This is a genomic window from Anaerosalibacter sp. Marseille-P3206 (genome assembly GCF_900155565.1).
Taxonomy (GTDB): domain Bacteria; phylum Bacillota; class Clostridia; order Tissierellales; family Sporanaerobacteraceae; genus FUHM01.
In genome coordinates this window covers 275324-301350 of record NZ_FUHM01000002.1, presented here as the reverse complement: position 1 = coordinate 301350, position 26027 = coordinate 275324, and the positions used below count along the sequence as shown (strand labels likewise).

At 29.6% G+C, this 26027-nt stretch carries 26 protein-coding genes and 2 other annotated features; of the genes, 21 read left to right on the top strand and 5 right to left on the bottom strand.

What is annotated here, in order from left to right:
* Positions 1-11: 11 nt before the first annotated feature.
* The 15 genes from BQ9840_RS02750 (at position 12) to BQ9840_RS02680 (ending at position 14848) form a co-directional block, all read left to right on the top strand.
* Positions 12-737 carry a DUF881 domain-containing protein gene (locus BQ9840_RS02750; RefSeq protein ID WP_159436063.1) on the top strand — a complete coding sequence of 242 codons (726 nt, stop codon included), beginning with the start codon at positions 12-14 and terminating at the stop codon, positions 735-737.
* 1 nt (position 738) lies between these two features.
* On the top strand, positions 739-1083 hold the full coding sequence (locus BQ9840_RS02745) for a small basic family protein (protein WP_077367819.1): 345 nt from the start codon (positions 739-741) through the stop codon (positions 1081-1083).
* Positions 1084-1349: 266 nt separating this feature from the next.
* Positions 1350-2420, top strand: a complete 1071-nt coding sequence (gene ftsZ, locus BQ9840_RS02740; protein WP_369800214.1) for a cell division protein FtsZ — start codon at positions 1350-1352, stop codon at positions 2418-2420.
* Positions 2421-2584: 164 nt separating this feature from the next.
* Positions 2585-3481: a sigma-E processing peptidase SpoIIGA gene (spoIIGA, locus tag BQ9840_RS02735; protein ID WP_200804854.1), complete on the top strand. Its 897-nt coding sequence runs from the start codon at positions 2585-2587 to the stop codon at positions 3479-3481.
* Between the two features lie 15 nt (positions 3482-3496).
* Positions 3497-4219, top strand: a complete 723-nt coding sequence (sigE, locus tag BQ9840_RS02730) for an RNA polymerase sporulation sigma factor SigE (RefSeq protein ID WP_077367813.1) — start codon at positions 3497-3499, stop codon at positions 4217-4219.
* A 121-nt stretch (positions 4220-4340) separates the two neighbouring features.
* Positions 4341-5114, top strand: coding sequence for an RNA polymerase sporulation sigma factor SigG (gene sigG / locus BQ9840_RS02725; RefSeq protein ID WP_077367811.1), 774 nt, complete (start codon positions 4341-4343; stop codon positions 5112-5114).
* 87 nt (positions 5115-5201) lie between these two features.
* A complete protein-coding gene (locus BQ9840_RS02720) occupies positions 5202-5444 on the top strand; it encodes a YlmC/YmxH family sporulation protein (RefSeq protein ID WP_077367809.1) in 243 nt (80 codons plus the stop codon).
* Positions 5445-5515: 71 nt separating this feature from the next.
* Entirely contained in the window at positions 5516-5971 is a 456-nt protein-coding gene (gene nrdR, locus BQ9840_RS02715) for a transcriptional regulator NrdR (RefSeq protein WP_077367807.1), read from the top strand.
* Between the two features lie 38 nt (positions 5972-6009).
* Entirely contained in the window at positions 6010-6213 is a 204-nt protein-coding gene (locus tag BQ9840_RS02710) for a laccase domain-containing protein (protein WP_077367805.1), read from the top strand.
* A gap of 29 nt (positions 6214-6242) precedes the next feature.
* Positions 6243-7568: a replication-associated recombination protein A gene (locus BQ9840_RS02705; protein ID WP_077367803.1), complete on the top strand. Its 1326-nt coding sequence runs from the start codon at positions 6243-6245 to the stop codon at positions 7566-7568.
* Between the two features lie 25 nt (positions 7569-7593).
* Positions 7594-7827, top strand: a binding site (T-box leader).
* A 63-nt stretch (positions 7828-7890) separates the two neighbouring features.
* Complete coding sequence (gene asnS / locus BQ9840_RS02700; protein WP_077367801.1) at positions 7891-9282, top strand: asparagine--tRNA ligase; 1392 nt, start codon at positions 7891-7893, stop codon at positions 9280-9282.
* Positions 9283-9358: 76 nt separating this feature from the next.
* Positions 9359-9569, top strand: a binding site (T-box leader).
* Positions 9570-9616: 47 nt separating this feature from the next.
* A complete protein-coding gene (leuS, locus tag BQ9840_RS02695; RefSeq protein WP_077367799.1) occupies positions 9617-12028 on the top strand; it encodes a leucine--tRNA ligase in 2412 nt (803 codons plus the stop codon).
* 40 nt (positions 12029-12068) lie between these two features.
* A complete protein-coding gene (locus BQ9840_RS02690; protein ID WP_077367797.1) occupies positions 12069-12896 on the top strand; it encodes a DegV family protein in 828 nt (275 codons plus the stop codon).
* Between the two features lie 85 nt (positions 12897-12981).
* Positions 12982-13938 (top strand): L-threonine 3-dehydrogenase, encoded by a 957-nt coding sequence (locus tag BQ9840_RS02685; protein ID WP_077367795.1) that lies wholly within the window; start codon positions 12982-12984, stop codon positions 13936-13938.
* A gap of 112 nt (positions 13939-14050) precedes the next feature.
* The gene (locus tag BQ9840_RS02680) at positions 14051-14848 is read left to right on the top strand and encodes a polysaccharide deacetylase WbmS family protein (protein ID WP_077367793.1); all 798 of its coding nucleotides are present in this window, start codon (positions 14051-14053) and stop codon (positions 14846-14848) included.
* Positions 14849-14854: 6 nt separating this feature from the next.
* On the opposite strand, the gene BQ9840_RS02675 is transcribed toward BQ9840_RS02680, so the two are convergent.
* From BQ9840_RS02675 to BQ9840_RS02660, 4 genes are read right to left on the bottom strand one after another with little or no spacing between them, the layout of a single operon-like run.
* Positions 14855-16648 (bottom strand): glycosyltransferase family protein, encoded by a 1794-nt coding sequence (locus BQ9840_RS02675; protein ID WP_077367790.1) that lies wholly within the window; start codon positions 16646-16648, stop codon positions 14855-14857.
* A 15-nt stretch (positions 16649-16663) separates the two neighbouring features.
* Positions 16664-17431, bottom strand: a complete 768-nt coding sequence (locus BQ9840_RS02670; protein WP_077367788.1) for a glycosyltransferase — start codon at positions 17429-17431, stop codon at positions 16664-16666.
* Positions 17432-17443: 12 nt separating this feature from the next.
* The gene (locus BQ9840_RS02665; protein ID WP_077367786.1) at positions 17444-18700 is read right to left on the bottom strand and encodes a nucleotide sugar dehydrogenase; all 1257 of its coding nucleotides are present in this window, start codon (positions 18698-18700) and stop codon (positions 17444-17446) included.
* A 45-nt stretch (positions 18701-18745) separates the two neighbouring features.
* On the bottom strand, positions 18746-19525 hold the full coding sequence (locus tag BQ9840_RS02660) for a glycosyltransferase (protein WP_077367784.1): 780 nt from the start codon (positions 19523-19525) through the stop codon (positions 18746-18748).
* A gap of 113 nt (positions 19526-19638) precedes the next feature.
* On the opposite strand from BQ9840_RS02660, the gene BQ9840_RS02655 reads away from it, so the two are divergent.
* On the top strand, positions 19639-19920 hold the full coding sequence (locus BQ9840_RS02655; protein WP_077367782.1) for a DUF3343 domain-containing protein: 282 nt from the start codon (positions 19639-19641) through the stop codon (positions 19918-19920).
* Here the strand turns inward: BQ9840_RS02655 and BQ9840_RS02650 are convergent.
* Positions 19904-21178 carry a hypothetical protein gene (locus BQ9840_RS02650; protein WP_077367780.1) on the bottom strand — a complete coding sequence of 425 codons (1275 nt, stop codon included), beginning with the start codon at positions 21176-21178 and terminating at the stop codon, positions 19904-19906. The two genes, BQ9840_RS02655 and BQ9840_RS02650, sit on opposite strands and share 17 nt — an antisense overlap.
* A gap of 215 nt (positions 21179-21393) precedes the next feature.
* Between BQ9840_RS02650 and BQ9840_RS02645 the strand changes: the two genes are divergently transcribed.
* The 5 genes from BQ9840_RS02645 to nifU all read left to right on the top strand — a co-directional run bounded on the left by BQ9840_RS02645 (position 21394) and on the right by nifU (position 25947).
* A complete protein-coding gene (locus tag BQ9840_RS02645; protein WP_077367778.1) occupies positions 21394-22809 on the top strand; it encodes a DDE-type integrase/transposase/recombinase in 1416 nt (471 codons plus the stop codon).
* A 341-nt stretch (positions 22810-23150) separates the two neighbouring features.
* On the top strand, positions 23151-23774 hold the full coding sequence (locus BQ9840_RS02640; protein WP_077367776.1) for a hypothetical protein: 624 nt from the start codon (positions 23151-23153) through the stop codon (positions 23772-23774).
* A 108-nt stretch (positions 23775-23882) separates the two neighbouring features.
* Positions 23883-24323, top strand: coding sequence for an RrF2 family transcriptional regulator (locus BQ9840_RS02635; RefSeq protein ID WP_077367774.1), 441 nt, complete (start codon positions 23883-23885; stop codon positions 24321-24323).
* Positions 24324-24334: 11 nt separating this feature from the next.
* Positions 24335-25531, top strand: coding sequence for a cysteine desulfurase NifS (gene nifS / locus BQ9840_RS02630; protein ID WP_077367772.1), 1197 nt, complete (start codon positions 24335-24337; stop codon positions 25529-25531).
* Positions 25513-25947, top strand: a complete 435-nt coding sequence (gene nifU / locus BQ9840_RS02625; protein ID WP_077367770.1) for a Fe-S cluster assembly scaffold protein NifU — start codon at positions 25513-25515, stop codon at positions 25945-25947. The genes nifS and nifU overlap by 19 nt, the downstream gene beginning before the upstream one ends.
* The last annotated feature ends 80 nt before the right edge of the window (positions 25948-26027 follow it).

Genomic DNA, 26027 nt, shown 5'->3' with positions numbered 1-26027 from the left:
GGGGGATGGATATGGAAAAAGTTAAAAAGGTTAATATTATATTGTTAACTTTTAGCATTTTATTAGGATTTATGGTCATTATTCAATTGAAACAAAATGTAGAAAGCTATAATCTAGTTACATTGAGAACAATTCAAGTATCAAAAAATGAAATTGCAAATATTACAAAAGAGATAGAAGATATAGGAATACTCATTGAAGAAAAGAAAGATGAAATAAAGCGCATTGAGGATACAAAAGATGAAAGTAGTGCATATAGCATCTTAAATGAAGAATTATATAAGACCAAGGTTGCTTCTGGATTTTGCGATATGGAAGGCCCAGGAATAGTTATTGTAATGCAGGACAATCAAGCGGCAGAGATTGTAGGTTATGATATAAGTGATGATGTGATTCATGATATAGATATTTTAAATATTTTAAATGATTTAAGGATCGCAGGAGCTGAAGCTATCAGTATTAATGGGCAAAGAATCATGCCAATGTCAGAGATAAAATGTGGTGGTCCTAATATAAAAATCAATGGTAAAAGTTTGGCAACTCCTTTCGTAATTAAAGCAATTGGTAATCCTAAAACACTTTATGCATCTGTGAATGCTCCTAGTACTTATGGATATAAATTAAAAAACTTATATCAAATAAACATAGAAACAAGTATTGAGGATAAAATTAAGATTTCATCATATTCTGGAAATTTTATATTTAGAAATGCAAATCCTATAAAAGAGGGTGATTAATATGTTTTTCGCAATTATTGGTACTTTAATAGGTGTAGTTATAGGGCTACTTTTACCTGTAACTTATAGTCCTACTTATGCACTTTATGTTTCTGTTGCTATATTAGCTTGTCTTGACTCAGTATTTGGAGGTATAAGAGCAAATTTAGAAGATAAATTTGATGCCAAAATATTTGTATCTGGTTTTTTTGGTAATGCAATATTAGCTGCTTTTTTAGCATATATGGGTGATAGACTAGGAGTTCCATTGTATTATGCTGCTATATTTACTTTTGGTGGAAGGTTATTTGAAAACTTTGCAACAATAAGAAGATTATTGTTAAACAAAAAACTGACGAAAAAGTAGTATTTTAGTAGAATATTTTAACAATAGTTTTAACGGGGGGTGGATGAGGTATTTTAATTAATATAAAAGTTGGAAAGTCGAATTTTTATATTAATTAATTATTCAATTAAAAAGGGAATTCAAATGCTATGTCGAATATAATAATGTGATAAAATATAAAATAATAACAAAAGTTTTGGTAATAACATATTATTATAGAAATATGGGAGGAATAATTTTAGCTAATAGTGAAGGAGGTCAGTAATGTGTTTGACTTTGATGTAGAAATGGAACAATTCGCACATATTAAGGTTATTGGTGTTGGTGGAGGAGGAAACAATGCTATTAACAGAATGATTGAATCAGGAGTAAAAGGCGTTGAATTTATAGCTGTTAATACCGACAGACAAGCATTGCATTCGTCTAAAGCAGAAGTTAAACTGCAAATAGGAGAAAAACTTACTAAAGGATTGGGTGCCGGTGCTAATCCAGAAATAGGTATGAAAGCGGCTGAAGAAAGCAAGAACGAAATTTCAGATGCCCTTAAAGGTGCTGATATGATTTTTATTACTGCTGGAATGGGCGGGGGCACAGGTACAGGAGCTGCGCCAGTAGTTGCTGAAGTAGCAAAGGAAAATGGAATTTTAACTGTTGGTGTAGTTACTAAACCATTTACTTTTGAAGGAAAGAGAAGGATGGTTCATGCTGAAATGGGTATAGAAGAGTTAAAAGAAAAAGTTGATACATTAGTTACTATACCTAATGATAGATTATTACAAGTAGCAGAAAAGAGAACCACTATAGTAGAAGCTTTCTTAATGGCAGATGAAGTTTTAAAACAAGGTATTCAGGGTATTTCTGATTTAATAGCAGTTCCTGCACTTATTAATTTAGATTTTGCTGACGTTAAGACTATTATGAAAGATCAAGGTATTGCTCATATGGGTATAGGAACTGCATCTGGTGAAAATAGATCACAAGATGCTGCAAGACAAGCTATTCAAAGTCCTCTATTGGAGACTTCTATTGAAGGGGCTAAGGCAGTACTATTAAATATTACCGGTGGTGGTGACTTAGGTATATTTGAAGTAAATGAAGCTGCTGATTTGATTAGACAAGCGGTAGATCAAGATGCGAATATTATCTTTGGAGCAGGTATTGATGAAAATCTAAAAGATGAGATAAAGATAACTGTTATAGCTACAGGTTTTGGAGAGAAAAGACCTAGTAGAGTTTTCGAAAAATCTCAAAAAACTGAAAGTGAAGATAGATTAAAAGCTAGGGAAGAAGTGGCTAGTACTAAATTTGACATAGAAGATTTAGATATTCCAACTTTTTTAAGAAAAAAAGATAGATAAAAAAATAATATATTTGACAAAAAACGTTTCTTTAATCAATAAGAAACGTTTTTTTACATATAAGAAATGACAAAATTTTCTAGAATTATATTATATAATAGACATAAATCAGAATTACTATGAATAAAAGTAAAGTAGATGAATTAAAAAAAGGGGGGTTATTTTTGTATGTCTATGTAGAATACTTAATATTAGAGAATGCAATTATTAACTATATTATACTATATGTTACTAAAAAAATTAGTAGAACTGACACTACAAAATTAAGGATGCTATTATCTGCAGTTATAAGTTCACTATATACATTAGTATTTTTTTTCCCTTCACTTCATTTCATGACAAAGTTTAGCATCAAGATTTCTATATCTGTATTAATAATAGTATTGGCATTTAATCCAGAAAAATTAGGGACATTTTTAAAGCTGATAATAATTTTTTATGTAACATCTTTTTTATTTGCAGGTGCTAGCTTAGGACTTTTTTATTTTTTAAAATCAGATTCAGGTATATCTAATGGAAACTTTTATATTGTGGATTTTCCAGTAGAGATATTGGTATTAGCTGTAGTTATTTCGATTGTTTTGGCAAAGTATTTTATTAATTTTATACAGGTTAAACTAGGGAAAAAAGATATATTGACAAAGGTAACCATTAATTTGAACGAGAAAAAAGTTCAATTGGATGCCTTAGTTGATACAGGAAATTCACTGAAAGAACCTTTAACTCAAAAGCCTGTTATGATAGTAGAATATTTTGCAATTAAAGATATTTTACCTCAAAAGATTGAAAAGCTTTTTACTATCGATGGAGATATACAATTAGATACTGTTGCAGAAGTTATGTTTGAAATAAGTGACGAAGTTAAATTAAGAATTATTCCTTTTAAATCTTTGGGTAAGTCTAATGGAATGTTAATAGGTTTTAAACCTGATGAAATATCTATTAACGATGAGAAGTTTGATAAAAAGGTAAGAGAAGATGTGGTAGTAGGTATTTACAATGATAAATTGTCCGCAGATGATAAATATAAATGCTTACTCCATCCTGAAATTTTATATTAAGAGGAAGGCGAGAATATGAAGGGAATTATAAAGATAAGATTAAAAATAAGTTCGGTATTATTTAAGTTAGGTAGTAAAGTTGGAATTTTTAAAGAAATATTCTATATTGGAAGTGGAGAAGTATTGCCTCCACCATTAAAGCCAGAAGAAGAAATATCTCTAATTTCTAAGCTTAGAGAAGATGAATCTGTTAAAGGTGTACTGATAGAGAGAAATTTGAGACTAGTTGTCTATATAGCTAGAAAATTTGAAAACACAGGTGTATTGGTAGAAGATCTAATATCTATTGGAACTATAGGTCTTATTAAGGCAGTAAATACTTTCAATCCAGATAAGAATATCAAACTAGCAACATATGCTTCTAAATGTATTGAGAATGAAATACTAATGTATTTAAGAAGAAGTAGCAAATATAAAGGTGAAATATCTTTTGATGAACCATTGAATGTGGATTGGGATGGAAATGAATTGCTATTGTCTGATATATTAGGAACTGATAGTGATACTGTTTTTAAGTATTTAGAGGAAGAAGTAGATAAAGAACTTCTGAACCAAGCTATAGATAAATTATCAGGAAGGGAACAAAAAATAGTTGAATTAAGATTTGGTTTAAAAAATGGAAATGAAAAAACGCAAAAGGAAGTTGCAGATATATTGGGTATTTCTCAATCTTATATATCTAGACTTGAAAAGAGAATCATAAAAAGACTTAAAAAAGAAATGAGTAAAATGGTTTAGCTACTAGATAGTTCTAGTAGCTTTTTACTTAGTATTTATTCTTATATTGAATAAAAAATAGATTAAAGGTAATAATTTTATTACAAAAGGGGCAAAAAATCGCGAAAGGAATGAAGGATTAATGCGAAACAATAAAGTGGAAATTTGTGGTGTTAACACATCTAAATTACCTGTTTTAACTAATGCCCAAATGCAAGCATTATTTGTAAAAATTAAAAAAGGTGATATGAAGGCAAGGGAGGAGTTTATTAACGGCAATCTTAGATTGGTGTTAAGTATAATTCAGAGATTTAATAAAAGAGGAGAACATGTAGATGATCTTTTTCAAGTTGGTTGTATTGGGCTTATAAAGGCAATTGATAATTTTGATTTAAGTCAAAATGTTAGATTTTCCACTTATGCAGTTCCTATGATAATAGGAGAAATAAGAAGGTATTTAAGGGACAATAATTCTATAAGGGTAAGTAGATCTCTTAGGGATATTGCATACAGAGCATTACAAGCTAGAGATCAATTTATCAATAAAAATTCAAAAGAACCTACTATTACAGAAATAGCTGAAGAATTAAATATGCCAAAGGAAGATGTGGTTTTTGCATTAGATTCTATACAAGAGCCGATATCGCTATTTGAGCCAATATATCATGATAGTGGTGATGCTATATATGTAATGGATCAAGTAAAAGATGAAAAAAGTGAAGATGAGGTCTGGTTACAAGAAATAGCACTTAGAGAAGCATTAGATAAATTAAATGAAAGAGAGCAACATATACTTAATTTAAGGTTTTTTGAAGGAAAAACTCAAATGGAAGTAGCAGAAGAAATAGGTATATCACAGGCTCAAGTTTCAAGACTTGAAAAAAATGCCTTAAAACATATGAAAAAACTGATATAAATAAAACCATTACCTTACCATATTAGTAATATTTTCATCAGTGTTAAAAATATATATAAACTAAGTACAAAATTAGGTGGTGAGGTAATGGTTAAAATATCTGAATTAAAGGAAAAAGAAGTTGTAAATGTAAGAGATGGATCTATAGTTGGAATTATCGATGATGTTGAATTGGATTTAACTGCTGGAATAGTAAGGGCTATTATTATACCTAGTCCAGGGAAATTATTTAGTTTATTTAGTAAAAATCAAGATTTTGTAATTGAATGGAAGGATATTATTAAGATAGGAACTGATATTATACTAATAGATCTTAAGGGAGATGAATAAGTTATTGTTAGACAATTTATAAACTATATATTATAATACCTATATATATACTTTCTAGAAGGGGTGAGATGATGAAGTGTCCTTTTTGTGATTATTATGAGACTAAAGTTATTGATTCTAGACCTACTGATGAAGGACAGGCTATTAGAAGAAGGAGAGAATGTGTTAAATGTAATAAGAGATTTACAACTTATGAAAAGATAGAAGAAATACCCCTAATTGTTGTAAAAAAGGATGGTAATAGACAAACTTACAATAGAAATAAACTCCTTAATGGTATTATGAAGGCTTGTGAAAAACGTCCAGTGTCAATAAAAACTATCGAAGAAATAGTAAATAATATTGAAAAAACATTATACAATTCAATGGAAAAGGAAGTAACAAGCCAGCATATAGGTGAAATGGTAATGGATTATTTAAAGAATATTGATGAAGTATCCTATGTGAGATTTGCTTCTGTATACAGACAATTTAAAGATATTAATACTTTTATGGATGAATTGAAGAAATTATTAGATGAAGAGTAGGGACTTTACACTGTAGAGTCCCATTTCCATTAAATAAAGTGTTCTACAGTAAAGGCAATGATAAGTGGTATTTAAATTTATGGCAGGCAAATAAAAATATACTTATATTTAATGGAGTACCAAAGGAGAATATAACTGTAAGTAGAATCTGCACAAGTTGTAATGTTGATAAATTTTATTCTTATAGAAAAGAAAAAGGAACTAAGGAAAGAATGGTTGCCGCAATTAAGCTAGTTGGTTAATATTTAAAAAACAGAAAAAAGGTGATTGAATGGATTTATTTGAATATAGTATGGAAAGACAATTGAAAAAAGATGCACCCCTAGCTGAGAGAATGAGACCTTCTACTTTAGAGGAATTTGTAGGACAAGAGCATGTATTAGGTGATGGAAAGTTTTTGAGAAGATCTATTGTAGGCGATAGATTAGCATCTATGATTTTTTATGGTCCTCCTGGTACAGGAAAGACTAGTTTAGCTATGATTATTGCTAACACAACGAAGATGAAATTTGAGAAGTTAAGTGCAGTTACATCTGGTGTTAAGGATATTAGAAAAGTAACAGAAAATGCAGAAGAAGAGTTAAAATTGTACGGAAATAGAACTATACTATTTATTGATGAAATTCATAGATTTAATAAATCTCAACAAGATGCACTATTACCTTTTGTTGAAAGGGGAATACTAGTACTTATAGGAGCAACTACGGAAAATCCATATTTTGAAGTTAATAAAGCTCTTCTTTCTAGATCTGTAGTTATTAGACTTGAATCATTAACTAGAGATGATTTAAAAGTTCTTATTAATAAAGCTTTAACTGATAAAGAAAAAGGACTGGGAAATTATTTTTTAAAAGTAAGCGAAGATGCTATTGAGTGTCTTATTACTGTTGGTGATGGTGATGCTAGAATTGTTTTAAATGCGCTGGAATTAGCAGTACTAACTACTCCTAAGAGTGAAGATGGAGTTATTTATATAGATAGTGATATAATTAAGGATTGCATTCAGACTAAGGGTATTAAGTATGATAGTAGTGGAGATGAGCACTATGATACTGTATCGGCATTTATTAAGTCTATGAGAGGTTCAGATCCAGATGCAACACTTTATTGGTTAGCTAAGATGATTGAAGGTGGGGAGGACCTAAAGTTTATAGCAAGGCGTATTATCATATGTGCTTCTGAAGATGTAGGCAATGCTGATCCCCAAGCTCTTACTATTGCTGTATCTGCGTTTAAGGCAATAGATATAATAGGTATGCCTGAAGGTAGAATTCCATTAGCTCAGGCGGCGGTGTATGTGGCTTGTGCACCAAAGAGTAATGCTTCATATGTAGGAATTAATAGTGCATTAGAAGACATTAGAAATAATGAAATTGGCGATATTCCAAAATATTTAAAAGATGCTAGCTATAAGGGAGCAAAAAAATTTGGCCATGGTATTGGGTATAAATACCCGCATGATTACCCAAATAGCTATGTAAAGCAACAATACTTACCAGATGAATATATAGGTAAAAAGTATTATAACCCTACGAGCAATGGATATGAAAAGATAATTAGTGAAAGACTTAAAGAATTGTTTGACAAAAAGGATTAATAAAACTATAATAGTAAATAATAAGTTAAAGACAGTGAAGGGAAGAGTATGTATAAGGGAAGTTTTAGCGAGTTGGTGATAGTGTAAGACCAATACCTAACTTATACTGAAGAACATCCTAGAGTTTCTAACCGAAATCTTAAGTGAAAGTAGGCTTAGACGGATTCACGCCGTTATTAGTGATAGGTATGAAATGTACTAAAATGAGTGGCTATTTACATAGCAATTAGGGTGGTACCACGAACCTTTCGTCCCTTTATAAGGATGAAAGGTCTTTTATTTTTTTGAAATAAAATAATGATTTTAAGAAAGGAGAATATTTATGGATAGGGTAGACATTAAAAAGATTTTTAGAGAGACAGATAAATATTTAAATAAAGAAATACGAATAGAAGGTTGGATTAGAACATTAAGATCCTCTAAAGCTTTTGGTTTTATCGAAGTTAATGATGGAACTTTTTTTAAAAATCTTCAAGTTGTTTTTGATGAGAAGTTAGATAACTTTAAGGAAATAACAAAATTACCTATTAGTTCGTCTATAGTGGTAGAAGGAGTTTTAGATCCTACTCCAGAGGCAAAACAGCCTTTTGAAATAAAAGCTACAAATATAAAAGTTGAGGGATATTCTTCACCAGATTTTCCACTTCAAAAGAAAAGACATAGTTTTGAATATTTAAGAACTATAGCTCATTTAAGACCAAGAAGTAATGCTTTTTCAGCAGTATTTAGAATAAGATCATTAGTTGCCTATGCAATACACAAGTTTTTCCAAGAGAGAGGCTTTGTTTATGTTCATACCCCAATTATTACTTCTAGTGATGCTGAGGGTGCTGGAGAAATGTTTAGGCTTACAACATTAGATTTAAATAAATTACCACTTGATGAAGACAATAAAATTGATTTTAGTGAAGATTTCTTTGAAAAAGAGACAAATTTAACTGTAAGTGGACAATTAGAAGCAGAAGCCTATGCACTAGCTTTTAGAAATGTATACACATTTGGGCCAACTTTTAGAGCTGAAAATTCTAATACAGCAAGACATGCAGCAGAATTTTGGATGGTGGAACCAGAAATTGCTTTTGCTGATTTAAGAGATGACATGGAACTGGCAGAAGATATGATGAAGTATATCATTAATTATGTAATGGAAAATGCAAGGGAAGAAATGGAGTTTTTCAACTCTTTTGTAGATAAAGGCTTATTTGATAGACTTGATAATGTAGTAAATTCTGATTTTGAACGTATAACTTATACTGAAGCAGTTGAATTACTTTTAAAATCAAAAGAGAAATTCCAATATCCTGTTAAATGGGGAATAGACTTACAAACTGAGCATGAAAGATATATAACTGAAAAAATATTTAAAAAACCAGTGTTTGTAACTGATTATCCAAAGGATATAAAAGCTTTTTATATGAGATTAAATGATGATGGAAAGACTGTAGCAGCTATGGACTTATTAGTACCAGGAGTTGGAGAAATAATCGGGGGAAGTCAAAGGGAAGAAAGATTAGATATACTTGAAAAGAGATTAGAAGAACTAGGTATGGATAAGGAAAACTATTGGTGGTATTTAGAGCTTAGAAAATATGGTGGTACTAAACATGCTGGATTTGGCTTAGGTTTTGAAAGAGCTATTATGTATATAACTGGTATGAGTAATATTAGAGATGTAATACCTTTCCCAAGGACTGTAGGGTCAGCTGAATTTTAATAAATGTACCTTGATTTAATATTTTATATCTGTTATAATACGTTTCAAATTGACTTATTGAAATTTGTAATATAATAGTAATGCTTTGAAAGGAAGTAGTAAGCCCCATCTTCATACAGAGAGCTGCTGGTTGGTGAAAAGCAGTAGAAGTAAAGCTGAACTCGTCCTTGAGCTGTTAAGGTGAATTGTACGTAGCCTTAGCCGGTTGAAACCGTTAAAATTATGAGTGGGTAGATATATTGTCTACCAATTAGTGTGGTACCGCGAAGATTGCCTTCGTCTCTATATTTGAGATGAAGGTTTTTTTATTTAAAAAATTGAAGGAGGTTATGAAATGACAGAGTATAATCCAAAGCAGATTGAAAAAAAGTGGCACGATATTTGGGATGAAAAAGAAGTATTTAAAACAAGTAATGATAAGTCAAAGCCAAAGTTTTATGCATTAATAGAGTTTCCTTATCCATCAGGTCAAGGTCTTCATGTAGGTCATCCAAGACCTTATACAGCTCTTGATGTTGTGTCAAGGAAGAGAAGATTTCAAGGATACAATGTATTATATCCTATGGGTTGGGATGCTTTTGGTTTGCCAACTGAAAATTTTGCTATTAAGAATAAAATACATCCAAAAGTAGTTACAGAAAAAAATGTGGCTAGATTTAAGAGTCAACTTAAATCAATAGGTTTTTCTTTTGATTGGTCAAAGGAGATGAATACAACAGATCCTGGATATTATAAGTGGACTCAGTGGATATTTTTAAAGATGTTTGAAAAAGGCCTAGCATATAAGCAAGAGATGCCAATAAATTGGTGTACATCTTGTAAAGTTGGATTAGCTAATGAAGAAGTTGTAAATGGTGTATGTGAGCGTTGTGGAGGAGAAGTAGTTCATAAGGTAAAAAACCAATGGATGCTTAAAATTACAGAATACGCTGATAGACTTATAAATGACTTAGAAATGGTTGATTATATAGAAAGAGTTAAAGCGCAGCAAATAAACTGGATTGGTAGATCTAAGGGAATGGAAGTGGATTTTCAAATAAGTGGTACTGATAAAAAGTTGAGGGTATTTACTACACGTCCAGATACACTTTTTGGTTCTACTTATATGGTAATATCTCCTGAACATCCTCTTATCAATGAGTATAGTGATAGAATATCAAATATGGAAGAAATAAGAAGGTATCAAGAGGCAAGTAGTAAAAAATCCGATTTTGAAAGAACAGAATTAGTTAAGGAAAAAACGGGAGTAGAGATAAGTGGATTAAAAGCAATAAATCCAGCTACAGGTAAAGAAATACCTATTTGGACATCTGATTATGTTCTTATGAGTTATGGAACAGGAGCAATAATGGCTGTACCAGCTCATGATAGTAGAGATTGGGAATTTGCAAAGAAATTTAATTTACCAATTGTAGAAGTGGTAAGAGGAGGAAACGTAGAAGAGGAAGCTTATACCGATACTCAAACTGGTATATTAGTAAATTCTGGTTTCTTGGATGGGTTGGAAGTAGATAGGGCAAAGGAAAAAATAAGCAATTGGTTAGAAGAAGAAGGATTAGGTAAAAGAAAAACTAATTATAAATTAAGAGACTGGGTGTTTTCACGCCAAAGATATTGGGGAGAACCAATTCCTCTAGTTTATTGTGATAAATGTGGTTGGGTACCTATACCAGAAAATGAACTTCCATTAATGTTACCAGAAGTTGAAAACTATGAACCAACTGATAATGGAGAATCACCACTAGCTAAGATTACAGACTGGGTAGAGACTACTTGTCCTAAATGTGGTGGAAAAGCTACAAGGGAAACTGATACAATGCCTCAATGGGCAGGGTCATCATGGTACTTCCTAAGATATATAGATCCACATAATGAAAATGAAATAGCAAGCAAGGAAGAACTTGATTATTGGCTTCCTGTTGATTGGTACAATGGAGGAATGGAACATACAACTCTACACTTACTATATTCAAGATTTTGGCATAAATTCTTATATGATATAGGAGTTGTTAATTGTCCTGAACCATATAAGAAGAGAACTTCTCATGGTATGATTTTGGGTGGAAATAATGAAAAAATGTCTAAATCAAGAGGTAATGTAATAAATCCTGATGACATAGTTAATGAATATGGTGCAGATACTTTAAGAACATATGAAATGTTTATAGGTGACTTTGAAAAAAGTGTGCCATGGTCTGAAAATGGAGTTAAAGGTTGTAAGAGATTCTTAGATAGAGTTTGGAGACTTCAAGATATAGTTGTTGAAGGAGACAATTATACAAAAGAGTTAGAAACTAGTATCCATAAGGCAATAAAGAAGGTATCTGAAGACTATGAATCCTTGAAGTTTAATACAGCTATAGCAACTTTGATGTCATTATTAAATGAATTTAATGACTTAGGTAGAGTTAATAAGAGTGAGATGAAGACTTTCTTAATATTGTTAAATCCAGTAGCACCACATATAACTGAAGAGATTTGGGACAGATTAGAATTAGGTGGAATGCTACATGATACTACTTGGCCAGAGTGGGATGAAGAAAAAACTGTAGAGGATGTAGTAGAGATAGCAGTTCAAGTAAATGGTAAAGTTAGAGCAAAAGAAATGATATCTATTAATGATAGCAAGGAAGATGTTAAAGAAAAGATTCTTAAAAACGAAGTAGTCAGAAACCATATTGAAGGAAAAAATATTATTAAAGAAATATATGTACCAGGAAAAATATATAATATAGTAGTTAAGTAAATGGAGGATTATCCTCCATTTACAATATGGGGGTATGGTTATGAGCAAAATAAAGATAATTACTGATAGCACAAGCTATATTACTAAAGAATATGCTAAAGATAATGATATATCTGTAGTTCAGCTTAGTTATACTTTTGGCGGAGAAACAAAAATGGAAGGTTTTCCAGGACAGTTCGATGAATTCTTCGATACGTTAAGCAAAACAACATCCTTCCCAACAACATCTCAACCATCAGTAGGTACTTTTGTTGAAGAATATGAAAAAGCTCTAACTGACTATGACGAAGTATTAGTTTTAACCTTTTCTTCAAAATTAAGTGGGACTTTTAATAGCGCTCTCATGGCAAAAGAAATGGTTGATAAGGATAGGATAACTGTGATTGATACAGAACAAGCAGTAGGAAATTTAAAATTTTTGGTTGAAGATGCTGTAATGATGGCAAAGAAAGGCCTAAAAATGGAAGAAATAGTGCAATCTATTGAATCCCAAAAGGAAAAAATGGAGATATATCTTACTGTTGATACATTAGAATATCTAAGACGAGGTGGGAGACTAAGTAATATAAAATCAGCAATTGGCACAATTTTAAATATAAAGCCAATAATAGAATTAAAAGATGGTAGGCTTCAATTGTTAGAAAATGTTAGAGGAAAGAAAAAAGCTTTAAATATGATTATAGACAAAGTACCTTCCTATGCTAAGAGGATAAGCATTTCTCATATATTTAACGAAGAAGAAGCACTAGAGTTCAAGAAGATTGTTGAAGAGAGATGTACGAATGCTATAGTAACAATAGATGAAATAGGGCCAGTTATAGGAGGCCATTTAGGTCCCAAAGGTATAGGTGTTTGTTTTAAATATTAAGATAAATTATATTTTAAAATAGAGAAAGTATGATATAATTAAGTTGTTAATTGTGTAACTATCTATAATTTGGAGGTGCTCGTAAATGAGAAAAATATTAGTTACAGGAGCTCTTGGTCAAATTGGATCTGAACTGACTCTTGAGTTGAGAAAGATATACGGTACAGATAATGTTATTGCAAGTAGTAGAAGAAAAAAAGAAGAACAAAAAGAAGTAATTGAATCAGGTCCATTTGAAATAGTTGAAGTTACAAATGCAAAACAAATGGCAGAAGTAGTACAAAAACATAAGGTGAATACTATCATTCACTTAGCAGCTCTACTTTCAGCTGTAGGAGAACAAAAGCCACAACAAGCATGGGACATAAATATGAATGGCTTGTACAATGTATTAGAAGTAGCAAGAGAAGAAAATTGCTCAGTATTTACTCCTAGTTCCATCGCAGCATTTGGACCTTCAACACCAAAAGACAAAACACCACAAGATACTATTCAGCGTCCAGGAACTATGTATGGTGTTACAAAGGTAGCAGGAGAAGTACTATGTGATTATTATTTCAAAAAATTTGGTGTAGATACTAGAGGGGTTCGTTTCCCAGGTCTTATTTCATATGCAACATTGCCAGGTGGAGGAACAACTGACTACGCTGTTCATATTTATTATGATGCAATAAAACAAGGAAAGTATACAAGCTTTATAGACAAAGGTACTTATATGGATATGATGTACATGCCTGATGCATTGAACTCAATTGTTACTTTAATGGAAGCAAATCCAGACAAATTAATCCATAGAAATGCATTCAATATTTCAGCTATGAGTTTTGAACCAGAAGATATAGCTGCTGAAATTAAAAAACATATCCCTGAATTTGAAATGGATTATGATGTAGATCCTGTAAGACAATCAATTGCTGAATCATGGCCAAACTCCCTTGATGACTCTGCTGCAAGAGAAGAATGGGGTTGGGATCCAAAATATGATTTAGCTAGCATGACTACAGATATGTTAGAAAAATTAAAAGTAAAATTAAATAAATAAATTAAAAAAACTCCTATACGTAAAAGTATGGGAGTTTTTTAGTAAACCAAATTATACTTTTTAAATATAATATATTAGGTTTACTAATTAAGTCTATAAAGAAGGGAGAAAAATGTTATTAAAAGAAAAAGATTTTCCATGGCATTATGAGCCAATATTTTGTATTACTTGTGATATTGATTGGGCATCTGATGATGCTTTAGAAATGTTTTTAGATATTGTTAAAGATTACAATATTCCATTGACTATGTTTTTAACTCATTCAAGTCCATTAATTGTAAATATAATAAATAAAAGAAATATTGATGTAGGAATACATCCGAATTTTTTAAAGGGGAGTAGTCAAGGAAGTTCTTATAAAGAAATTATAGAATACTGTAAAGCTATACTTCCTAAAGCTATACTTCCTAAAGCTATATGTTTTCGTTGTCATAGGTATTTTGATGTCAACGATATTACTGAAATTTTATATAACGAAGGTTTTCTATATGATTCAAATCTATGTACATTTACTGAAAGTATAGATCCATTTGTTCATAGATCTGGAATTATTAGATTTCCAGTATATTTTGAAGATGGTGCTTATCTTTATCATAATGGTGATTTAGATTTCAATAAGGCTTATAAAGAGCTTTTTTCTAAGCCTGGTCTTATGGTTATAAACATTCACCCAATGCATATGGTTCTAAATAGTCCAAATTTTATATATTCAAGAAAAATAAAAGACAGTAAGTCAAGAGAAGAATGGAATAATTTATCTAGAATTGAGTTAGAGGAAATGCAATATAAGGGGAGAGGAATAAAAGATTATATAATTGATATTTTCGATTATATAAGATTAAACAGATTTAAAGTTTATAATCTAAAACAAATATATGAAATAACAATTAAATCTAGTTCAAAAATTTGAACTAGATTAAACTGTTACATAAGTTTTATAATCGTTAGTTTTAGTTATTATTTTACAATTTTTCAGAAACTCTGTCTCACTGATTTTCCATGAGTGGTCATTTAAATCATTTCTTCTACATACAACATGATTAAATCTATCAGTAGCATAAATTTTAAATCCTTTTTTTATAGAATCATTAAGGAAATTGGTATCTTCGCTTTTGTTTAAATCTCTAAATCTAACTTTTTCAAACACTTCTTTTTTAAAGGTTAAAGTTGAGCCTGCAACATAATCAATAAATCTATTATCCATATTAGGATATCTTAAAGTTAGTAGTTTTTTATCCTCTAGATATGCATATAGACTATATTTTCCTAGTATGTGAGCGTTAGTATATTTAAATGCATTTAACATATCAACTAAATAATTAGGAGCATAATAATCATCATCATCAAATTTTGATATACATTCATATTTAGAATTATCTACAGCAAAATTTAAACAGCTACCTAGTGGTTTTTTTTCAGGTAATTGAAAAATCTTTATGTTTTTATATTTTTTTGCTTTTTCAATCCATTTATCAATATTCATTGAGTCATTATTGAGTATTACAATAAGCTCTTTTTTTGAATATGATTGAGATAGAAAATTATTAAAAACATTTTCCATATTTTCAGTTCGTTTCGTACATGTAATCACGCTAACTCCTTCAGCTTTTTTATCATAATTAATTTTTAATGTATTTAATATTTTTTCAAATCTTTGTTTATAAGTGTGATTTTCAAAAACCTTTCTTTGACCAAGCAGTGATATCTTATCAGATGATTCTTTGTCTTTTAAAATGAGTTCGATGTTTTTATATACATCCTGTTTAGTTTTACATAATAAGACGATATTGTCAAAATAATTTTTAATCCCCAATGAATAGCTACTAACAATTGGAATTCCACTTGCCAATACTTCAAAAACTCTTCTAGAAAAGGTAGTTGGACTTTCATCTACAGAATTTACATTTAGTAGTAATTTATATTTTTTATATTCCTCAACAATTTTGTTATATGGCAGACTATCTTTTATATAAGGTTTAAAAATTTCAGGAAACTTGTTTAAATCACCATTTTGCCTGTAAAATCTATCATAAATATTTAAATCATATTTCATTGCTGGTATTAACAACATATTTATATAATCTTTTCTTTTATTAAATTTTTTATACCAGCCTCCAGCAAATAAAATATCACCTTTTTTTTCAAGATCTTTGTTTACTGGATTGTGTATTCTTGGCTGTGCAGCAAAGGGTAATAGATAAATGTTGTTGTGATTTAATATTTTTTTGTATTTAGGCATACAATTAAAATCTGTTGTAAATACATAATCAAAATATTTTGCAGAGTCAATAAAAATATCAAAATCATTAGGATCCTCTTTTGCCCAAAATACAGTTGGTATTTTATGTTCATTACACCATTCAGTTAATTCTTTTATATATTTGTTATTATACATATTAATATTTGCTATTTTACCAGCCCATTCACCATTAAATCCAAGCCAAGCAGATTCAACAAATAAAAATTGAGGTTTTAGTTGTTTTATAGTATTCTTCCAATTATTTATACCTAATTGAACAAGATTACATTCATATTTAAAACATTCATAACTAAATTCATCAAGGATGCAAGCTACATTAATATTATTATTAATATTAAAATCTTTTAGTTTAGAAATATTTCTAATAGTTTTATTTACAACTGGACTTTTAGTTTCTTTAAATTTACCACGAATTCTTATTTTTTTATTTGTAATACTTTTAGCATTCATATTAAACACCTTACTTTAATTATTTGCATATTTTATATAGTCTTTGGTATTTCCTACAACGTTACAATATCTTTTCAAAAGCTCATCATCACTAATTTTCCAAGTGTGTTTATTTTTTGAAGGATATCTCATATATACATGATTATATTTGCTAGTAGAATATATCCTTATTCCACTTTGTAAACAGTCTCTACAGAAATTCACATCTTCAGCTGCAGACATATCTCTAAATTTTATTTTGTTAAAAACACTTTTTTTGGCAACTAATGTAGAGCCATTTACAAAGTTAACAAATCTTTTTTCTAATCCAGGGTCCCTTAAAGCAAGTGTATTTGATTTAACAAAATACACAATAGTAGTACCTTTACCAACCACACTAGCTCTTGAAACTTTAAAACCACTAATTGCTTCAGATAAATATTTTGGCCCATAATAATCGTCATCATCAAATTTTGCAATATAATCATATTTTGATTTTGATACACCATAATTAAGACATTTTCCTAGAGAAATTTTTTCATCAAGTTTAAATATATTTATATTATTTATTTCACCTATTTTTGATTTCCAATCTTCTATATTTATATGATTGTTATTTATTATGATAATCAACTCTTTTTCAGTAAAGTTTTGTCTTTCATAATTTTCTATGATATTTTTAAGTGCGTTTGGATTATTAGTACATGTAATAACAGAAACACCTCTTAAGCTTTTAGATTCTTTAAGCTTTTTATTTTTTTTATTTATAAAATTTTTTAGACATGTATTAACTACTTTACTCATATTGTCACCTACCTAATTTAACAAATGAAAATTACCAAAATTATATACGATTATTCCATTTAGCATAAAAGAAATTGAATCTAATATGTTTTTTGAATCGAGTATTATTGGATTTCTCATTGTTCTTAAAACAAGTTTAGGATCTAAACTTTTAAACTCATCGTGATCTGTTAGTATAATTAGTAGATTAGAATCTTTTAATGACTCTTCTTTAGTTTCAATACAGCAGTTTTTAACAACAGGATCATAAACTTGAAAATCACAATTAAGTTCTTTTAATTTATTTATTATTTGAATAGAAGGACTATTTCTAGTATCATCGATATTACCTTTATAGGCGACACCCCAAAGGGTCACTTTAGGAGATGGAATATAATTTATTATTTTTTTTGCTAATGAAGCTATATAGTTAGGCATGTTTTCATTTATTTTTCTTGAAAGGACAATTATACTAGAAGAATCATTTTTATCCTTTAATACAAAGTAAGGGTCTACTGGTAAACAATGTCCTCCAACTCCAGGGCCTGGTGATAAGAAATTAACTCTAGGATGTTTGTTTGCTAGATTGAAGACTTTTAAACTGTTTATTTCAAGTTCGTTACATAGAATAGAGAGTTGATTTGCAAGGGCAATATTAACATCCCTGTAAATATTTTCTGCTATTTTGGTCATTTCAGCTGTTTTTGAATCTGTTATAAAAATATTTCCTTTAACGAAAGTTTTATAAAAAGTTGAAACTACTTTTTCACATTTATCTGTAACTCCGCCTATTATTCGGTCATTGTAAACTATTTCATTAAAAATATTTCCTGGCAAAACTCTTTCTGGGCAGTAGGCTAAATAAATATCTTCTCCTATATTAAATCCTCTATTTTCTATTGCTGGTTTGATTATATTTTTAATTGTACCAGGTGGTACTGTTGATTCAATAATTATCATATTACCTGGACAAACACAAGGTAATATGGATTCCATTGCATTAGATACATAATGCATATTACAAGAGAAATTGTCGTCTAAGGGGGTTGGTACACATATAATATAAGCATCAGCACTTTCAGCTGTAGTTTTTGCTATAATTTTATTTTGGGAAATTAAAGTTTTTAATGTGGAGTCTAATTTGTTTTCATTTATAGGAACAAGGCCTTTATTTATCATATCAACTACCGACTCATTTATATCAATTCCAACAACATTATGACCATTTAAAGCTAATATACATGCAGTAGGAAGTCCAATATATCCTAGTCCAACAACACATACTTTCATATTATCACCTCAAATTTTACTTATTCCTGTTTTTATAATATGAGTCTATTTATGACTTGTTACATCAATGTAATTATTTAGGATATAGTTGATGCTTTTTTCTTTACATATAATTTTACAATATTTAATCAAATATTCATTTGGAATTTTCCAGCTATGGTTGTTATTTGAGTTTCTAATATAAAGGTAGTGATGAATATTGGATGAATAGATTTTGTAACCTTTTTTTATAGCATCTTTACAAAACTCTAAATCTTCTCCTAAATTTTTAGGTTTAAAACGTATATCATCTAATATTTCTTTTCTAAAAATTAAGGTTGAACCTTCAACTCTATAAACGTATCTATTATCTCTATTATTATTTTTTATTGCTAAAGTATTATCTTTTTCAAAATATACAAAAGTACTAGATTTTCCAACTATGTCAGCATTGGTGTATCCTAATGCTTTAATAGAATCAGACAAATATTTTGGGGCATAGTAGTCATCATCGTCAAATTTAGAAATAATAGGATATTTACTTTTATCTACCGCAAAGTTTAAACATTCACCAAGGGTTATTTTTTGATTTAGTTGAAAAATCTTTACATTACTTTGTTTATCAATTTTATATTTATCTATTTCTAATGAATTATCATTTAGTATGATGATTAATTCTTTTTTTTGATAGACTTGTCTATTATAATTATTTAATATGCTTTGATATTTATTTTTTTTATTTGTACAAGTAATTACGGATACACCAATATCAGTATTTATATTTTCATATAATGATGGATTTATTTTAATTTTAGTACATTTATTAACTGGATATAAAATATTCACTTTTTACCTCCATAATATTGTTCCTTTATTTCATATTATGATTTTTAATCTAAAAATTGCAGTAACGAAAGCATTTTTTGGAAATATATTATATTAGAAGAGAGGTGTAAGAAATGATAGAAGATAAATATTATATAGCTATCTTTAAATCAAAAAGCTATGCAATACAAATAAACTATATTCTGGAAAATTTGGGGTATAAAAATTTCCAGCTTGTTTCAACTCCATGTCAGATTCAAGCTGGATGTGGTTATTCTATAAAATTTAAAGAAATGAGACAACTAGACATTTTAAAAAGAGAAGCAAGATCTTTAAATACAAACATAGAAAGTCTATATTGTATAGAAAGAAAAAATGGAAGTAAAACAATTAAGAATCTTAATTATTTGATTTAAACAAACTTGACAATTTATTTAAAAATGAAATATTTTTATTTTGTTCAAAGCTATCTTTAAGTTTTGAAATTTCATTGTCAGTTTTATCTTTGTATAATAATAATTCTTCAACATTTCTTTTTAAGTTTTTTAATTCTTCTTCTACTTTTGAAATATTAGAAGGGGATTGAGTATCTACATTTGAAGTAGATACGTTTTTTTTTGAATTTGTTATATCTTTTTTATTAGAACTATCATATAAATAGCATAATATTTCATCACCAATTTGACAATAACAATCACTAGCTTTTTCTAGGAAATGAGTTTTAGAATAATTTGAGGAGCATTTTATAAAAAAGATTGATTCTGTATCTAATTTGAGTTTATTATTATCTACCCAAGTGAGACCTTGATCTTTTGAGGATAAGAATCCTAAGCTATTATTATCAAAGTAAGTAATTTTTAAAATATTATCTATTTCAAACATAATAGTAGGAGTATCAATATTTTTTATAAGTGGTAATTTTACCTCTACCCATCTATATTTATCTTGTCCTGAAGCTGCTAGTCTTTTATAATGAAGTATAAAATCCATATTTTCAAGTGAATACCATAGTATGTGAACATTATCTTTAGTGTCTACAAAAAGATATGGATTTGCGTTTTCAACAGGCGCATTAGAAATTTTCATAGGTGTTTTACTCCAACTTTGTGTATAAATATTATAAAAAACGTAGTAAATATGGCTGTGATTTTTTTCTTGTGATTTATAGGCGAAATGTATATTACCCAAAGAGTCATGGTTAATAGAGAATGGATTATCAAAATCATTTGTAACTATATTAATTATTCTTTTTCTTGTCCAATTAACATTAGTACCAGTAATTAATTCTAAAGTGCAAATGTTTTTATTGACTAGATTGCAATAAGCATAAAATGTATAAATTTCATTGTTAATAATATATATATATAATTGTTTATAAATATTAGATTTCGTATCTAGATTTCCAATATAGTTGTTTGACCATTCCTCATTTTTAAATGTTGAGTAAACTAAATTTCCATTTTTTAATAAGCATATAAGATGAATAGTATCTTCTTTGTCTATATTTACAGAGAAATTCAAAACTTTTTTATATTCCAACACTATAGAATCGACTAAGAGTCCATTATTATTGAACTTAACCATATTTAAGTTTTCTTGTTCATCTTTATAAAAGTTATAATAATATCCTTCTGAATTTATTACAATGTTTCCATTTCTAATTATTTTATTCATAATCTCACTCCTTTTAACAGAATGGTATTGTCAAAAATATTAATATACATCTCTGACAATCCTTGATTTTCAAACATTTATCTTAATAAAAATATTTACCCCCTAAAGAGAGCTAAATATTTTTTGTTTTTATATACAAAAATGGATGACAAATATCCATTCATTAGTTATAATATCGTCGTCAAACAAATCTAACTAGAAAGGAATTGTCATCCATGTTCGATATTATAACTTATTTACTATACTTTATTCAAGTCCAAAATAACATTATTTTATATCTTCTATTTTGTTTAGGTGCTATTAAAGCTTCGAAGCTACCTGATGAACCCATTGATAAGCCTTATCGTAAACTGAAAGTCGACGAAATGCCTATCTTTGATAAGGTTAAGAAATATGATCACAAAGTTCTTTTAAAGAATTATTTGTTGGATAAAGGAAAAGAGCTTAAACCTGTTAACTCTAAAGTTCCTGTTCCTGAATCTATTTCTTGTCCTTGTTGTGGTGCTCCTCACATTTACATATACGATAACAACGGTGGCAGAGGCCAATTTAAATGCAAGGTTTGTGAATCAACTTTTAGCCGAAAAAATCAATTTTCCAAGTCTGTTATTTTAAGATGTCCTCATTGTAACAAGGCTCTTGAGCCTATTAAGGATCGTAAATTCTTTATTATCTACAAGTGTAAAAACAATGAGTGCTCTTTTTATCTTAAAAACAAAAATTCTTTATCTAAAGAACAAAAGGAGCTGTTTGAGATTAAGCCTCATTCTTTTAAAATGCATTATATTTACAGAGCTTTTAATATTAACTTTAAGCCTTTATCTAGAACTTCTCCTGTTAAAGGTTCTGTTTCTTTGCCAAGGATTTATGCTTCCAATCATGTTTTAGGTCTTGTTTTAACTTATTATGTTAATTATGGCCTAAGTGCTAGAAAGACTGCTGCTATCATGAAAGATATTCATCAGGTTGATATTTCTCATCAAACTGTTCTTAATTATGCTAACACTGTAAGTGTTATTACTAAGCCATTTGTTGACAATTACCCTTATGAGCTATCTGACTCTATTTGTGGTGATGAAACTTATATTAGGGTTAATGGTAAATGGCATTATATCTTCTTTTTCTTTGATGCTGTTAAGAAGATTATTTTGTCTTACCATGTTTCTCCTAATCGTGACACTCCTTCAGCTATTATTGCTTTAGATGATGTTTTGTCTAAATTTAAGGAAATTCCAAAGAATCTTAATATCATTGTTGATGGTAATCCTATTTACCTTCTTGCTCAACATTTTTTTGCCCAACATGATATATTTTTTGATGTTTCACAGGTCATTGGTCTTACTAATGATGATCCTGTTTCAAAAGAATTTAGACCACTTAAGCAAGTTATCGAACGTCTTAATCGCACTTTTAAAGGCAATTACAAATCCTCTCATGGATTTGGTGCCCAGCATGGTTCTGTTACTTTTGTTACATTGTTTGCTGTTTATTTCAACTTTTTAAGACCTCATGCTTCATTGGAAGCTAGTGTACCTGTTGTTATTCCTGAACTTGAGGATTTACCCAATATGCCTGCAAGATGGATTAAATTAATACAACTGTCTGAAGAATACATATCTTCTTGTGCTTAAAGTCTTGTTTTTAGATTCTTTGAGCCCAGCAGCACTAGCCACCGTAGGCTTGCCCTTGACAAAAATATTTAAGAAAATGCTATAATGAACATTTCAAGGGCTTATTTGCGTTGTCTTGTTTTTGAGTTCCCCTCGCCCTTGTTAGTTTTAACTAAGCATTTTCTTATTTTTTGTCAAGGGTGGCGGGAGATCCCACTCAAAATTTAATTGAAAAGTATTATTTTTGACTTTTATTTTTTCATAAAACTTTTTACATTACCAACAGAATAAATATCACAAAATGTTCCTTGATTCATAATATGATAGTAAAAGTGAAATTATTAAAAAAGGAGTGAGATTTTGTGAATGAAGAATATAATGAATTGGATTTAAACAAAATAGGAGAAGTTGATTCTGTAGAAGTCGATTGTATAATAGTAGATAAAGTATATGCTAGTTGTTCTCAAAGACATTGTATACCAAAAGTTGAAGTAAGCATTGCAAGTGGTAAGACTTTTAAAGAAATACGTTTTAAACCTGGTTTTATAGTTCCTGGCACATTGGCGATAACAGATATAGAGAATAGGCCACAGTTTAGAAGAGTTATGTTTACTTTAAGGATTCCTTACGACATTATATACACTGATGGTACTAGTGAAGAGAAATTTTTACCTGATATACTTAAGGATATTGTACTTTTCATTCCTGATGCAAGGGATGAATTTACTTTTGAAATTGTTATAGAAACATCTTCAAGAACTTTAGGTATGCCTATAGTTACTAATGGTAAAGTTTCTTTTGCAGTAGGAATATTTGTAATAGTTAAGGTTGTTGGAAGAGTTCAACTTTTGATTCCTACATTTGGATTCTGTCCAGAACCTATTGAGTGTGAGGATTTCTCACCAAAAGATGTTTGTGAAAACTTTGAATATGAACCATTCCCAGACTTTTTCCCACCACAGTATGAAGACGCATTTGATGACTAAAGAGGAGCTAAAAGCTCTTCTTTTTTTAATGTTGACAAAAACGCTAGGGTATAATATACTTATAAAAGAAAACCAAGTGATTTGGTTGGGATTAAAAGAGGTGAAAAAATGAGGCTGTCAACAAAAGGAAGATACGGACTAAAAGCAATGTTTGAGTTAGCATTACATTATGGAGAAGGTCCTATTCCATTAAATAATGTGGCTGAAGAACAGAAAATTTCAGAGAATTATCTTGAGCAACTTGTTGCCACACTAAAAAAGAATGGATTGCTAGAAAGTGTAAGGGGAGCTCAAGGTGGTTATTACCTAGCTAAATCACCTAGTGAAATAACTGTAGGCAATATCTTGAGGGTTTTGGAAGGCAATATGGCGCCTGCAGATTGTGTTATAGATAGTGATGATACTAATTGTGAAAGAGCCGAGTATTGTGTTACAAAACTTGTTTGGACCAAGATAAGAGATAGCATAAATGATGTAGTAGACTCTATTACATTACAAGATATGGTAGATGAGCACAATACTATAATGGCGAAAAAATCACTAATTTAGGAGGAAAAACTATGAGAAAATACATTTATATGGATAATTCAGCTACAACTCCAGTTAAATCAGAAGTACTAGAAGAAATGTTACCATATTTCAATGAAAAGTATGGAAATCCATCGAGTATATATTCTTTAGGTGGACAGTCAAAAATTGCAGTAGATAAAGCTAGAGAAAGGGTAGCAAATGCACTTGGAGCAAATCCAAAGGAGATTTTTTTTACTAGCGGTGGTTCAGAAGCTGATAACTGGGCAATCAAAGGAGTAGCTTTTGCAAATAAAAATAAAGGTAATCATATTATTACTTCAAAAATAGAGCATCATGCAATACTTCACACATGTGAATATTTAGAGAGGCAAGGTTTCAAGATTACTTATCTTGATGTAGATGAATACGGTACAGTAGATCTAGAACAGCTTAAAAATTCAATAACAGATGAAACTATTCTCATTTCTATAATGTTTGCTAACAATGAAATAGGAACTATCCAACCCATAAAGGAAATAGGAAAGATAGCAAAAGAAAAGGGAATATATTTCCACACAGATGCAGTTCAAGCTATAGGAAATGTAAAAATAGATGTAAATGAATTAAATATAGATTTATTATCTCTTTCAGCTCATAAATTGTATGGACCAAAGGGAATAGGTGCATTATATATTAGACAAGGGGTTAAGATGCACAATTTAATTGAAGGTGGAGCTCAAGAAAGAAATAAAAGAGCGGGGACAGAAAATGTTCCAGCAATAGTTGGACTTGGAAAAGCTATTGAACTTGCTTATGAAAATATTGATGATCACAATGCAAAACTTGAAAAGTTAAGAAACAGACTTATAAATAAGGTGATGGATAATATTGGCTATGTGAGATTAAATGGTCATCCAACTAATAGATTGCCAGGGAATGCAAACTTTTGTTTTAGATTTATAGAAGGGGAATCTTTGTTACTAAGTTTAGACATAGAAGGAATAGCAGGATCGAGTGGTTCAGCTTGTACTTCAGGTTCTTTAGATCCATCACATGTATTGTTAGCCATTGGACTTCCCCATGAAATAGCTCATGGTTCACTTAGACTTTCATTGGGCGATTTTAATACTGAAGAGGAAGTTGATTATGTAGTAGAGAAACTTGTGGAGATTGTAGATAGACTTAGAGCTATGTCACCACTATATGAAAATGTAAAGGGGGAAGAAAAATGTACTCAGAAAAAGTAATGGATCATTTTAGAAATCCTAGAAATGTTGGTGAAATACCTGATGCAGATGGAATTGGTGAAGTAGGTAATCCAAAATGTGGAGATATCATGAAGATGTATTTAAAAATAGAGGATGGAGTTATTGTGGATGTAAAGTTTAAGACTTTTGGTTGTGGTTCTGCTATAGCTTCATCAAGTATGGCAACAGAAATGGTAAAAGGAAAAACTATTCAAGAAGCGATGAGTGTTACTAATAAAGCTGTTGCTGAGGCATTAGATGGATTGCCACCTGTAAAAATGCACTGTTCAGTGCTTGCAGAACAAGCTATAAAATCTGCACTATTAGATTATTCAAAGAAAAATAATGTTCATATATCTGGACTTGAAGGATTTGATCCTGAAGAAGATCCACACGATCATGAAATTGAAGAATAACTGCTGAAAAATTCAGCAGTTTTTTTTATATTAATTTGAGGAATAATAAATATAAGTAAAAGAAAAAGAGAGGTAATTAT